We start from the raw sequence: 13,547 nt of genomic DNA, 5'->3' as shown, positions 1-13,547 counted from the left end.
ATCCACACTTTTCCACATCCGAATAATAAGTATTTGAAAATCAGTTCATTATATAATGAAATCATAAGTCAATTTTGTGGATAAAAGTAGCTATCTTAAAAAAAGGAAAATTTAAATCTTGAAAAAAGTGGATAATTTCCAATTCCAAATTTTATTCTAAACTTGCTTAATCTTGCTTCTGACGAATGAGGCGTTTCCTATATGCATTGAATATCCGTGATTTAGAAACGAAGCCTAAATAAATCCCATTTTCAATTACAGGGAGGTTCCAGGCTCCTGAGCTTTCGAATTTCTCCATGGCTTTTTGCATATTTTCAGTAGCCAATAGGATTTCTGGAGGACTATGCATTAAATCTCGTATAAAAACGGAATCTTGTTGTGATTGATCAAACATGATATCCCTAATATCATCTAAGGTGACAATGCCTCTAAGTGCTTTTTTCTCATCCACTACTGGGAAGATGTTTCTTTTAGAAATTTTAACCAGATTGGTTAAGTCCTTTAATTTGGCATCCGGATGAACTGGTAAAAGGTCCCGTTCAATTACATGGGTAATATCAATTAACTCCAATAATTCTTGATCTTTTGATTCAGGCAGGAATTTACCTTTGTCTTTTAATTGAAGGGAATATAAACTATCCTTTTGGTAATAGGTAGTGGTGATAAAAGAAATTGCAGAAACAAACATCAAGGGAACGAAGAGTTCGTATCCTCCAGTAATTTCAGCGATAAGGAATATCGCTGAAAGCGGAGCATGTTGAACACCACTCATGACCCCACACATTGCGACCAAAGTAAATGATGCTAATGGAAGAGGAATGTGAAACCCAAACAGGTTTTTGGAATAGGCAAAGACAAAACCTACAATACCTCCCACATAAAGAGAAGGTGCAAATATCCCTCCGCTTCCCCCACTTCCAATGGTTAAAGCGGAGGCAATAGGTTTAAATAAAATGATCAAAACCAGAAAAATGATAATCATATAAGGGTTCTCGATCACGGAAAAAAATGGGCTTCTATTCAAGATTTCAGCCGACTTACCTTCAATTAACTGGTTTAGGGTATTATAACCTTCTCCATATATCGGGGGAAGAAAAACACCATAAAGCCTAGAAAAGCACCTCCATAAAGCATTCTCATCGTTTGGCTTTCCAATCCTTCCAGAGCTAATTCTGTTCTTCTTACTGCACGGTTGAAATAAAGTGATACCAATCCACAAAGAATCCCTAACAACAGGTAATAAGGCATATGGGAAGCCTTGAAGGTTTCAGTGAAATTGAAGCTAAAAATGGAGTCTTTCCCAATCAACACCATGGAGGTAAGCGAGCCCATCACAGAGGCAATGAGTAGAGGGATGAAACTTGCAGTGCTTATTTCCATTAAGATTACCTCAATTGCAAAAATCACTGCTCCAATCGGCGCTCCGAATATGGCTGATATTGCGGCGGCGGCTCCACAGCCAATTAATAAGGTCTTTTTTTTGCATTTAAATGCATCAATAAGCCCGTGTTGGAACCGATGGCCGAGCCGGTAACTACCATGGGTGCTTCCAAACCTACGGAACCTCCAAAACCTACTGTCAGCGCAGAGGTAAATAATCGGCTATACATTTTTACCCTGGGAATGAGGCTTTGCTTCTTTGAAATAATAAACAATACATCTGGGATACCATGTCCCCCCACATCTTTAAAAATGTATTTTCCTACAATATACGCAGCTGTAATCCCTATCATCGGATAAAGGATATATAGAAAATTGGCGTATTCGTTGTAAAAGTCTTCTGTTAAGAATTCTTGGATGGCATGGACTCCACTTTTTAAAATGACAGCCGCTAGTCCAGATACTATTCCTATGATCCCGCTAAGGATGATAATAAATGATTGATTACTCAGGTGTCTGAGTCGCCAGATTAGAAGCTTTGTGATAAAATCTGTTTTTGGCAAAATTCAGCGGTATAGTCTTAGAAACAATCCACAAATTACGCATCCTTTCAGGCAATCCGAAAGATTAAGACTATTCTTTCAGTAAATCGCGGTCTAAAGCAAGGGTGCATTTAAGAATCAGGTTAACTGCTTCGTAATAAAAATCAGGTTGTATGTTTTTAAATTCATCACTTGGTTTATGATAATCCGGGTGATCTTCCACTCCAAAATAAATATGTGGTACTCCCTTTTCTAAGAATGCCCCATGATCTGAGGATTTACTCCAGTCATCTCTTCCCGTATCCGGTAAATCATGCCCAAAAACCAAAGTTGGAGTAAGACCCGAAGAGGCTTTTTCCAAAATCGGTTTTAAATCCGGGTTTTGATAAGTTCCAGAGGCATATAATTCTCCCTGATTATTTCTGGAGATCATATCCATATTAATATTTAGTTCAATCGTTTCAAGCGGAAATGGAAAATCCCTGACTAATGCTCTAGCACCTTGTAGCCCCATTTCTTCTCCATCCAAAGCGGCAAAAATCATACTGTGCTTAGGTCTATTCTTTTTAAAATATTCTGCCAAGGCTATTAATGCGGCGGTTCCTGAGGCATTGTCATCCGCTCCGTTAAAAATGCTATCGCCATCAATTGGACTGCCTACACCCACATGATCGAAATGGGCCGTGATTACAATCAATTTTCTAGATTCACTACCTGCTACAAAACCTACCACATTCGCGCCATCAAGTCGATCATTGGATCTTCGGCTTTCAAAAGAAAACTTTTGCTGGAACTGAAGATAATGGGTTTCTAATCCAATGGATTTAAACTTTTCAACAATAAAATTTCTGGCTTTTAAGTTTTCTGGACTGCCGGTTTTTCTCCCTTTGAAGTCATCTGAAGATAAATATTCTATATTGTCCAATAGCGATTTTTTATCCACTTGTTGAGCTTTGGAACAAAAAGCAATTAGGATAAACAGAAAACTTAGGAAAGACTTCAAATTAATCTGCATCAATGAAAATATTTTTCGTTATGTATATTCGTAAAATTACTAAGCAAAAGGACATCACCTATTTCTTCGAATGAAATATATCTTATCTCTCGTGTTTGTTTTCATTTTCCTACTTAAAGGAATGGGGCAAGGCACGCTTCCTGAAACTTTTTTTGATGGAAAATCGATCGTCATGGTTTCGAATGACCCCGGTGCCAGACCTGCGATGGAATGGAAAGCATTAGCAGATAGTGTCCATTCGGCTTTGGTGGAGGCAGGGGGAGATCCTGTGGGATATTTTGAGTTGGAGCAGGTAGCGATATCAGATGCAGTTCAAGCAGATTATGCCAATGCTTTTTCAAGTCGGTTGGTCAAAAATATAATTTTTGTAACTCGGCAAAAAAACAACACGTCCATTCATGTTGCACCTTATACAGGAAATGCTCAAATGATCCCTTCAACCAGTTTATTTGGCATTAGTGGGCCTGATTTACAAACAGCAGCCAAACAATTTGCATCAATTAGGGCCAACACGAGGTCCAAGAACTTATTGGTAATAGATGTGCCTGAGTTTCCCAATATAGGGCAAAATGAGACTTCTTCTGCACAACAGTTTATATCAGAAAATCCTTTAAACCTTGAAGTATTTAAACTAGGAATTCCGATTGAAGGCTCTTCCGCAGAATCTGGTCTATTGAGCTATTTCAGGTATGATATGTATGGGAAATCCCAAGCCACTATTTTAGCAGAGCAGGAAGCTCAAAAATCGGGAATTGAACAAATATTGAAAGCTGAATATCCCTATGCCACTGAATGGTTAACGGAAGCAAAAACCGACCAGGAATTAATTAGAGATCGGGTACAGTTCTTATTGGTTAAGGTAGAAGCAAGAGAGGCAGATATGATGAAAAGTATGGGGCTGGAAGTCCCTCCTGGGGACTCTACCAATCGTACGGTAGTTAAATATTATATCAAACTAATCGTTCGAAATGAGCTATATATAGGCCCCGAATGGGATGCAGATCCAGATTGGCAAGTTGCGCTTCGAAACTTCTTGAGGAATTTAAAAAATAAACCTCCAGAGGAGGTTTATAGCTGAATCAATTTTTGGGTGACTGAAACAACTTCTGTGATATGTATAATTGAATGTATCTACATTTAATGTTGCTAATCAAGCCCAATTAATTGGATTTTCCAACCATTTTATAAATTTTTTATAATAGAAAGGCAAAAATGTTATTTTTTTACTAAACCTGTATTTTTAGTAGAGGTTTTTATTTAGAAATGGGATTAAAGCAAGAATAATTGCTTGAGAATAATAGGCTTTTCTATCTACTACTCCATGGGTGAGAATTCCTACTGAACCGCCTTGTTGCTTGGAATTAAGTTGACTAAAAACCTGATCATCAGCTTCACCGAGCTCCATTCCTGATTTGATGAGTTTGGTTACTTCATCGGGAAGATAAAAAGTCCCGGTTTTTGACTGACTTGATTTATTTTGATCACTTTCAATGTAAATCCAGGCAAAGGCAAACATTCCATGTTCGTCTTCATCTACACCTCCTTCTATTCCTACCCAGAAATCTGCTTCAGGAAATGTTTTTTAGCATTAGTGGCTCTGTTTTTAGCTCCTTTCAAAGTTTCTTCGCTTCCAACGGGTTGATCCGAAACCCCGGAAGATGTATTTACCCCATTGACTAAAAATGATTTTGAAAATGCTTCTGAAAATGCTGATTCAGTACAAGAAATCTTGACAGGGTTTTTACTTCCTACTATGATTAATTGTTTTTCAGCATCTTGAAAATTTACTCTTTTGGAAAATTCATAGACATAAAAAAGCCCAGGCAATTGCCTAGGCCATGTTTGTAAATACTTGATTGACATCATCATCTTCTTCCATCTTTTCAATCATCTTATTGATGATTTCTTCTTGCTCTTCTGTCAATTCAGTTAAGGAAGTAGGGAATCTTTGGAAATCTGCACTTATTACTTCAATCCCTTTTTCCTCTAATGCTTTTTGCATGGTGCCAAAATCTGCAAACTCAGTGTAAACAAACAGTTCACCTTCGTTCTCATCGATTTCTGACAGTCCGTAATCAATTAACTCTAGCTCTAACTCCTCCATGTCCCAATCGCCTTGTGCAAATCGAAACACCGCTTTATGGTCAAACATAAAACTTACAGAACCAGATGTTCCAAGTGAACCACCGGCTTTGGTAAAGTAAGAACGTACGTTTGCTACAGTTCTATTAATGTTATCCGTAGAAGTTTCTACAATAACGGCAATCCCAAATGGGCCGTACCCTTCATATACTACTTCTTCGTAATCTTTTTCATCCTTATTTGAAGCTCGTTTGATCGCTGCTTCAATTCTGTCCTTGGGCATTTGTGCTCCTTTGGCATTTTGGATGATTGTTCTTAATCTCGGGTTGGATGCGGGATCAGGACCGCCGGATTTAACCGCCATCACTATTTCTTTCCCTAGACGCGTAAATACTTTGGACATTTTGTCCCAACGCTTGAATTTTCTTTCTTTTCTGAATTCAAATGCTCTTCCCATGGATAAACTTTATTAGGGTGGTAAAAATAACAAATCTTTTTATCTATAGGCTAGTACAAGTTGGCGGATCTTCTAAATAGGAAAAAGAGAGTAGAATTTTGTCCTTATCTATTTCTAATTCGTTAGCTAAGAAAAACTACAGCCAATGTTACTACCCGCACAAAAACCCATTCCAAATATTCCAGAAACCAATCTTCCCAAACTAGTCATTGTTGGAGGTGGTTTTGGGGGATTAAAACTTGCCAGAAAGCTGATAAAGGGACCATACCAAGTCATTTTACTGGACAAAAACAATTACCACCAGTTTCAGCCACTCTTTTATCAGGTGGCCACAGCTGGATTGGAGCCCAGTGCGATTTCTTTCCCTTTAAGGAAGATATTTCACGATACTCCAAATTCTATTTTTAGAATGGCTGAGGTACATTCTTTTGATTCCAAAATCAAACGACTTTACTCTGATATTGGATACATAGACTATGATTACCTAGTTCTGGCAATGGGGGCAGATACCAACTACTTCGGCAACCAGTCTATAGAATACAATTCCAGTCCTATGAAGACGGTATCTGAAGCACTCTACATTAGAAATAAAATCATTTCCAATTATGAGCGTGCCATCAATATTGAAAAGCAAGAAGATAGGAAGTCCTTGATGAATGTAGTGATTGTGGGAGGCGGTCCAACTGGAGTGGAATTGGCAGGTGCCATGGCGGAATTGAGAAACAATGTTTTCCCAAAAGATTATCCTGAGCTGAATTTCAGCAATATGAAAGTAGTCTTGATTGAAGCAGGCCCAAAACTCCTGGGCGCTATGTCAGAGGAATCACAAGATCATTCTTTGAGATATTTGCAGAAGTTGGGGGTTGAAGTGATGCTGGATACCAAAGTGCAGGACTATGATGGGGAGCAGGTAAAATTGGAAGGGAAAGAATCAATCAGTACTCATACTTTGCTCTGGGCTGCTGGGATAAAACCAAATTTTATCGATGGGCTCACAAAAGAACATTTCGCTCCTAATGGAAGAATCTACGTTGATGAAATGAATCGGGTGGTTGGAGAAAAAGACATTTTTGTTCTGGGAGATGTGGCTTTACTGAGAGAAGAAAAGTATCCCAAAGGACATCCACAAGTGGCTCAGGTAGCCATGCAGCAAGCTGAGAACTTAGCAAAAAATTTAATTAACCTGACCAAGGGAAGGGAAATGGAGCCTTTTCACTATAAAGACTTGGGTTCTATGGCTACAGTTGGTAGAAAATTAGCCGTAGTAGATCTTCCTTTTATCAAATTTCAAGGTTTAATGGCTTGGCTAACTTGGCTTTTTGTCCACCTAATGGCCATTTTGGGAGTTAAAAACAAGATGTTCATATTTATGGATTGGGCTTGGAATTATTTGAGTTTTGATCCGAGCCTTAGGTTGTTGATCAAGCCAAAGTATGTTAAAGCCAGTGAGCGTAAAGAGTTAATTGAAGAAAAATAGAATTTAAGGTTTGTTAACAAGGGTTTTGGAATTCCAATTAAACTATCCATCAAATGGCATGTCTAAAAGACAAACAAACCGTAAAACAATGAAAAAGCTAACTATTGCATTGATGCTGGTCTTGATGGCTGGTGCAGCTGCATTCGCACAAGAGGCGAAGACCAAAGAAAGACCTACCCCTGAAGAGAGAGCTCAAAAACAAACAGAGATGATGGCGAAGCAGCTTGAACTTTCTGAAGCTCAGAAAGCTGAAATTTTGGCAATCAATCTGGAAAATGCCAAGAAAAGAGAGGCAGAAATGGAAGCCAAAAGAGCCGAAATGGATGCTAAAAGAGCCGAAATGAGTGCAAGGCGGGAAGAGATGAAGGCTCAAGATGAAGCAATCAAAAAAGTACTGACTGAGGAGCAACGAGCAAAGTGGGAAGAATTAAAAGAATCCCAAAGACATCGAAGGGGAAGAAGACCCGGTGGAGAAATTAGAGAAAGAGGGGAAATGCCAAGAAGAAGAGGAGATAATTAAAAATAGGAAAGCCATCTGCCGAAGCGGATGGCTTTCTGTTTCGCAGGGTTGTCAACTAAACAGGGATTCTATTGGATAATCTGAGCTTTTAGGCTCAATCAATACCTGCGATTTCTTCTTCCACCTGGAAAAACGATTCGTCTTTCATTGGTAGAGATGAACTTCCCATAAGATATTCATCTACTTTTACAGCAGCTTCTCTTCCTTCTGAGATTGCCCAAACTACAAGTGATTGACCTCTTCGCATATCTCCGGCAAGGAATACTTTGGAGTTTGTGCTTTGGTAATTTTTGGATTTTGGAAGGGTGTTCTCCATGGTGGCTACACCAAATGCATCTAGTAATCCATTTTGAGCTGGGCCTGAAAATCCAATGGCTATGAAAGCAACATCACATGGTTCTACACGTTCGGTGCCTTCCACTTCCTCAAAGGTCATTCGACCTCCATTTTCCTTCCATTCTATATCTACTAATTTCAATCCGGTCACTTCACCCTCCTCATTTCCGATAAACTCCTTGGTCAAGATCGAGAACATTCTTTCTGACCCTTCTTCATGAGAACTGGAAGTTCTCAAGGTCATCGGCCACTCTGGCCAAGGATTTAGGGTATTTCTTTGCTTTGGAGGTTTTGGCAATAATTCCAACTGAGTGATAGACTTTGCCCCGTGTCTATTTGAGGTGCCGATACAATCACTTCCAGTGTCACCACCACCAATAACGAATACATGCTTGTCCTTGGCTGAAATTGGATTCTCTTCCAACTCGCCATTGATCACCTTATTTTGGTTACCAAGGAATTCCATTGCGAAATGGACCCCTTTCAACTTATCTCCATTGATTCGGAGTTCTCTTGGTTGTCCGGCTCCCGTACAAATCACCACCGCATCAAAATTTCTAAGGATATTTTCTGCCTTGATATTGAAACCAACTTCTGTTCCACAAGTGAAAATCACACCCTCTTCTTTCATGATGTCGATCCTTCTGTCGATGACCCATTTTTCCAATTTGAAATCTGGAATTCCATATCTAAGAAGTCCCCCGGGTTTGTTGTCCTTTTCAAAAACTGTAACCTCATGACCTGCCTGATTCAATTGATCAGCCGCAGCAAGTCCAGCTGGTCCTGAACCGATAACAGCTACCTGTTTACCGGTTCTTTTTCAGGAGGCTTAGGAAGGATCAAGCCTAGCTCATATGCCTTTTCAGCTATGCTCTTCTCAATCAATTCAATTGCAACAGGATCTTTGTTGATTCCTAAAACACAACTTGCTTCACATGGAGCAGGGCATATTCTACCCGTAAACTCAGGGAAATTGTTGGTGCTTTTCAGAATATTGATCGCTTGTTCCCATTCCTCATTATATACTGCATCATTAAAATCAGGGATTACATTCCCCAATGGGCAACCGTTATGACAAAACGGAATACCACAGTCCATACATCTTGCCGCTTGGTGGTTCAATTGTTCACCGGAAAACGGCTTATAGATCTCTTTATAATCGCCTACCCTTTGCTTTGGGTCTCTTGATTCAGGCGTCTCTCTTTTGAATTGTAAAAAACCTTCTTTCGCTCCCATCTTACACCAATGATTTAGATTGTTCTGAAGCTCTTTTTTGTAAAACAGCTTTGTAATCTCTAGGGATTACTTTAATAAATTTCTCTTTTGACTGATCCCAATTTTCTAGGAATTTCGTTCCCAACTCGCTTTCTGTGAGTTTCACATGTCGCTTCAGGAAGGATTTTATCGTAGCAAAATCTTCTTCTTCCAAGTTGTCGATATCCACGAGTTCAGGATTGATTTCGGTGATATAATCTTTTAGAATAAAGGCGATACCACCACTCATTCCAGCAGCAAAGTTTCTACCGATCTCTCCTAAATTGATCACTAAACCACCGGTCATGTATTCACAACCATGGTCTCCTATGCCTTCAATCACGGTTTTTACACCAGAATTTCTTACACAGAATCGTTCTCCTCCTTTACCATTGATATAGGCTTCTCCTGAAGTAGCTCCGTAGAAAGCAACGTTGCCAATGATGATGTTTTCCTCTGGCTTGAATCGTGCATTTCGGCTTGGATAAATAATCAGTTTTCCTCCTGAAAGGCCTTTGCCAAAGTAGTCATTGGCTTCTCCTTCCAATTCAAAGTTTACTCCTTTGGTAAGGAAGGCTCCAAAGGTTTGCCCAGCAGAACCAGTAAACTTAAATTCTATAGTGTCATCAGGTAATCCTACACTTCCGAATATTTTCGAAATTTCATTCGAAAGCATGGCGCCTACCGAACGATCAGTATTCTTTATTTGGAAGTTTCCTGTAGAAGGAACTGCCTGCTCCAAAGAAGGATGAGCCGCTTTGATCAATTGTCTATCCAGCACACGCTTCAATTCAAAATCCTGATCGATTTGCTTATGGATACCAACATGATCTGGCACTTCTACTCTGTGGAATATTGGAGTCAAATCTACTTTATCCCACTTCCAATGGTTTAGATGTCCTGTAGACTGAAGAATATGGCTTTGTCCAACCATTTCATCGATGGTTCTAAATCCAAGAGAAGCCATGATTTCACGAAGGTCCTGAACCAAGAAATTGAAGTAATTCACTACATGGTCTGGATCACCCGTAAATAACTTTCTCAATTCTTCATTTTGAGTAGCAATTCCTACCGGGCAGGTGTTTAAATGACACTTCCGCATCATGATACAGCCTTCTACTACCAAAGCAGCGGTGGATATTCCCCACTCCTCAGCACCTAATAAGGTAGCAATCGCCAAGTCCCTACCTGTTCGTAATTGACCGTCAGTTTGTAGTGTAACTCTACTTCTCAGATTGTTTTTCACCAAGGTTTGGTGTGCTTCTGATAAACCTAATTCCCAAGGTAATCCTGCATGTCGGATCGAACTCAATGGGGAAGCACCAGTACCTCCATCAGCACCTGAGATCAATATTACATCTGCCATTGCTTTGGCCACACCGGCAGCTACCGTTCCCACACCAGCTTGAGAAACCAATTTTACGTTTATTCTGGCTTTTCTATTGGCATTTTTAAGATCATAGATCAATTGAGCCAGATCCTCAATAGAATAAATATCGTGGTGTGGTGGAGGGGAAATCAATCCTACTCCTGGAGTGGAGTGTCTTACTCTTCCGATCCATTCATCAACCTTATGTCCAGGAAGCTGACCACCTTCACCGGGCTTGGCACCCTGGGCCATTTTGATTTGAAGTTCGGCAGCATTAGAAAGGTAATTACTGGTTACTCCAAATCTTCCGGAGGCTACCTGTTTGATTGCGGATCGTTCCCAGTCTCCATTTTCTTTTCTTGCGAATCTGATTTCATCTTCTCCTCCCTCTCCAGAATTACTTTTTCCTCCAATTCTATTCATGGCAATAGCCAGGGTAGAATGTGCTTCATGGGAAATTGATCCAAATGACATCGCTCCAGTAGCAAATCTTCGCATGATGCTAGATGCAGGTTCTACTTCGTCAATTGGAACTGTAATTCTCTTTTTGAATTCGAATAGACCTCTTAATGTAAGTGCGTCCTTGGATTGCTCATTAATTTTATTGGCAAACTTCTTATACAAGCCATAGTCATTAAGTCTGGTAGACTTTTGAAGCAAGTGGATAGTCTCTGGATTGAATAAGTGTTTTTCACCTCTTCTTTTCCATTGATAAACTCCTCCTGTTTCGAGAACCGGGCTTTTGGTTCCGTATGCAGCTCTATGTCTGATCAATACTTCTTCCGCCAATTCATCAAATGAGATTCCGGAAATCCTAGAAATGGTTCCTTTAAAGCATCTATCAATTACTTCAGGCCCTAATCCCAAGGCTTCGAAAATCTGAGCACTTTGATAGGATTGTAGGGTGGAGATACCCATTTTGGAAAGAACTTTAAGTAAACCTTTGCCTATGGCTTCCTGGTAATTGCTAAGTACTTTTTTACGGTCTTTTACTTTAGTAAGCTGCCCATTTTCATACATTTCCAAAAGTGATTCCAACGCCATATAAGGATTGATTGCTGAAGCACCATAGCCAATAGCAGTAGCAAAGTGATGCGTCTCGCGAATATCTCCAGACTCTAACACCAGACCAGCTTTCGTTCGGATGTTGTTTTTCACCAAATGATGGTGTACAGCTCCGATAGCCAATAATGATGGAATAGGAGCCCATTCCTCAGAACTGTTTCGATCAGAAATGATCAGGATATTTTTGCTGTCCTTGATTGCTTTTTCAGCCTCCATGCAAAGTTTCTCAAGAGCTTCCAGAAGTCTTCCTGGCTTATGATCTGTATTGAAATGCGCATAGATTTTCTGGCTTCTATAGCCAAGGTGCTCCATGTTTTGGATTTTATCCAAATCTTCATTTAACAATACCGGTTGAGAGATATGAATCTGTCTGGTATGTCTTGGGCTTTCCTCTAATATATTATGTCCCTCTCCCAGACGGGTAAATAAGGACATAACCAAACGTTCACGAATTGGATCAATCGGTGGATTACTTACCTGAGCAAAAAGTTGCTTGAAGTAATTCGAAATATGCTGACTTTGTTTGGAAAGAACGGCCAAAGGAGTATCTGCTCCCATAGAACCGATGGCCTCGTAGGCGGTATCACCCATTGGGGCCAGCACCACTTTGAGTTCCTCAGAAGTATAACCAAATACCGTTTGGCATTTCTTCAGATCTTGAGAATTATAAGGATGGGATAATTCCTCCGGATCAGGCATTAAACGAAGCTTGATCCGTTGGTCTGCCACCCATTTTTCATAAGGTTGTTTGGTGCAGATTTCGCCTTTTACTTCCTCGTCAAAAAGTACTCGTTTCTTTTCCAAGTCTGCCCATAACATTCTGCCTGGGCTAATTCTCCCTTTTTCAACAATGGTAGCTTCACGAATCGGTAGGGCACCAGCCTCAGAGGAAAGGATTAATCGTTGATCTTTGGTAATAAAATAACGCAATGGTCTTAGACCGTTTCTGTCCAAGGTAGCTCCAACAGATTTACCATCTGTAAATAAAAGCGCAGCAGGACCGTCCCAAGGCTCCACTAAAGAAGCATGGAATTTATAAAATGCCTTTCTGTCTCTATCCATGACTTCATTATCTTGCCAAGCTTCTGGCACCAGCATCATCATGGCATGCGGAAGTGATCTTCCTGTAAGAGTCAGAAGTTCTACCATCGCATCCAGGTTAGCAGAATCGGAATTCTGACTGTTTGTGATAGGCAAAAGCTTTTTAAGTTCCTCTTCTGAATAGTACTTTGTTTTCATCAAGGATTCCTTTGACTTCATCTTGGTCACATTCCCTCGAATGGTGTTGATTTCACCATTGTGGGAAAGGAATCTAAATGGCTGGGCCAATCTCCAGTTCGGGAAGGTATTTGTAGAAAACCTTGAGTGAACGATAGCAAAGGCTGATTCAATTTTGCTGTTTTGGAGGTCCTTATAGAAGGCTAAAACCTGATCTGTTCGAAGCTGTCCTTTATATATAAGTGTATTGCTACTTAAACTCGCAAAATAGAAGGAGTTATTTACCCCTGGAATCTTGGAGTTGATTTCAGAAGTAGCATAATTTCTCAATAAGTAGAGTTTACGCTCTAAATCTATTCCAGTCAATCCTTTTTTATGCTTAACAAATAATTGCTCAATGTTAGGCATTACTTCCAAGGCACCTGAACCGGGGACTGTTTCATCCACTGGGACCTGTCTGTACCCAATCAATTCAAAGTCCAATTCCTCAATTATTTGATTAAGGAGTTCTTTTGATTTATGAAATAACTGCTTGTTTTTAGGGAAGAATGTCATCCCCACACCATAATATCCAGCCTCAGGTAGATTGATTTCTGACCTTGCTGTAATATCCTTCAAGAATTGATGCGGTACTTGTATAAGTACTCCAGCCCCATCTCCTGTTTTCGGATCGGATCCTCTGCCCCCACGATGCTCCATGTTACTAAGCATGTATAAGGCATCGCTAATTGTCTCGTGGGAAGGTACTCCCGACAAGTCGACAACTGCACCAATACCGCAGGAGTCATGCTCAAACTCCGATCGATACAACCCTTTTTGCATTTTTCTGTAG

10 protein-coding genes and 2 pseudogenes are annotated in these 13,547 nt (G+C 40.0%); 3 read left to right on the top strand and 9 right to left on the bottom strand.

The genetic code is table 11. The features are described from left to right. Nucleotides 1–166: 166 nt before the first annotated feature. The 4 genes and pseudogenes from V8V91_RS15490 to V8V91_RS15475 form a co-directional block, all read right to left on the bottom strand. Nucleotides 167–688, bottom strand: a complete 522-nt coding sequence (locus tag V8V91_RS15490) for a CBS domain-containing protein (RefSeq protein ID WP_373400716.1) — start codon at nucleotides 686–688, stop codon at nucleotides 167–169. A gap of 30 nt (nucleotides 689–718) precedes the next feature. Beyond that, a pseudogene (locus V8V91_RS15485) lies at nucleotides 719–1,431 on the bottom strand (chloride channel protein); the annotation flags it as partial. 32 nt (nucleotides 1,432–1,463) lie between these two features. Beyond that, nucleotides 1,464–1,943 (bottom strand): chloride channel protein, encoded by a 480-nt coding sequence (locus V8V91_RS15480; protein WP_373396017.1) that lies wholly within the window; start codon nucleotides 1,941–1,943, stop codon nucleotides 1,464–1,466. Between the two features lie 70 nt (nucleotides 1,944–2,013). Further along, entirely contained in the window at nucleotides 2,014–2,937 is a 924-nt protein-coding gene (locus V8V91_RS15475) for a M28 family peptidase (RefSeq protein WP_373396015.1), read from the bottom strand. Nucleotides 2,938–3,007: 70 nt separating this feature from the next. Between V8V91_RS15475 and V8V91_RS15470 the strand changes: the two genes are divergently transcribed. Beyond that, nucleotides 3,008–4,015, top strand: coding sequence for an NTPase (locus V8V91_RS15470; RefSeq protein WP_373396012.1), 1,008 nt, complete (start codon nucleotides 3,008–3,010; stop codon nucleotides 4,013–4,015). Nucleotides 4,016–4,177: 162 nt separating this feature from the next. Here the strand turns inward: V8V91_RS15470 and V8V91_RS15465 are convergent, their stop codons facing one another. The 3 genes from V8V91_RS15465 to V8V91_RS15455 are packed head-to-tail and all read right to left on the bottom strand — an operon-like array spanning nucleotide 4,178 to nucleotide 5,476. Then, complete coding sequence (locus V8V91_RS15465) at nucleotides 4,178–4,453, bottom strand: DUF84 family protein (protein WP_373396010.1); 276 nt, start codon at nucleotides 4,451–4,453, stop codon at nucleotides 4,178–4,180. A 35-nt stretch (nucleotides 4,454–4,488) separates the two neighbouring features. Continuing rightward, nucleotides 4,489–4,764, bottom strand: a complete 276-nt coding sequence (locus tag V8V91_RS15460; protein ID WP_373396007.1) for a DUF84 family protein — start codon at nucleotides 4,762–4,764, stop codon at nucleotides 4,489–4,491. A 4-nt stretch (nucleotides 4,765–4,768) separates the two neighbouring features. Next, nucleotides 4,769–5,476 carry a YebC/PmpR family DNA-binding transcriptional regulator gene (locus V8V91_RS15455; protein WP_074225806.1) on the bottom strand — a complete coding sequence of 236 codons (708 nt, stop codon included), beginning with the start codon at nucleotides 5,474–5,476 and terminating at the stop codon, nucleotides 4,769–4,771. A gap of 145 nt (nucleotides 5,477–5,621) precedes the next feature. On the opposite strand from V8V91_RS15455, the gene V8V91_RS15450 reads away from it, so the two are divergent. Both V8V91_RS15450 and V8V91_RS15445 read left to right on the top strand, forming a co-directional pair. Further along, nucleotides 5,622–6,953 (top strand): NAD(P)/FAD-dependent oxidoreductase, encoded by a 1,332-nt coding sequence (locus V8V91_RS15450; RefSeq protein ID WP_373396005.1) that lies wholly within the window; start codon nucleotides 5,622–5,624, stop codon nucleotides 6,951–6,953. Between the two features lie 88 nt (nucleotides 6,954–7,041). Further along, nucleotides 7,042–7,473 (top strand): DUF4890 domain-containing protein, encoded by a 432-nt coding sequence (locus tag V8V91_RS15445; protein WP_373396003.1) that lies wholly within the window; start codon nucleotides 7,042–7,044, stop codon nucleotides 7,471–7,473. 94 nt (nucleotides 7,474–7,567) lie between these two features. Here the strand turns inward: V8V91_RS15445 and V8V91_RS15440 are convergent. Both V8V91_RS15440 and gltB read right to left on the bottom strand, forming a co-directional pair. Next, nucleotides 7,568–9,045, bottom strand: a pseudogene (locus tag V8V91_RS15440) (glutamate synthase subunit beta). Nucleotide 9,046: 1 nt separating this feature from the next. Beyond that, entirely contained in the window at nucleotides 9,047–13,537 is a 4,491-nt protein-coding gene (gltB, locus tag V8V91_RS15435) for a glutamate synthase large subunit (RefSeq protein WP_373400715.1), read from the bottom strand. Nucleotides 13,538–13,547: the final 10 nt, after the last annotated feature.

The organism is Algoriphagus halophilus (genome assembly GCF_041729275.1).
GTDB lineage: Bacteria > Bacteroidota > Bacteroidia > Cytophagales > Cyclobacteriaceae > Algoriphagus > Algoriphagus halophilus_A.
Note: the sequence above shows the minus strand (reverse complement) of the source record. Positions and strands in the feature narration are given on the sequence as shown.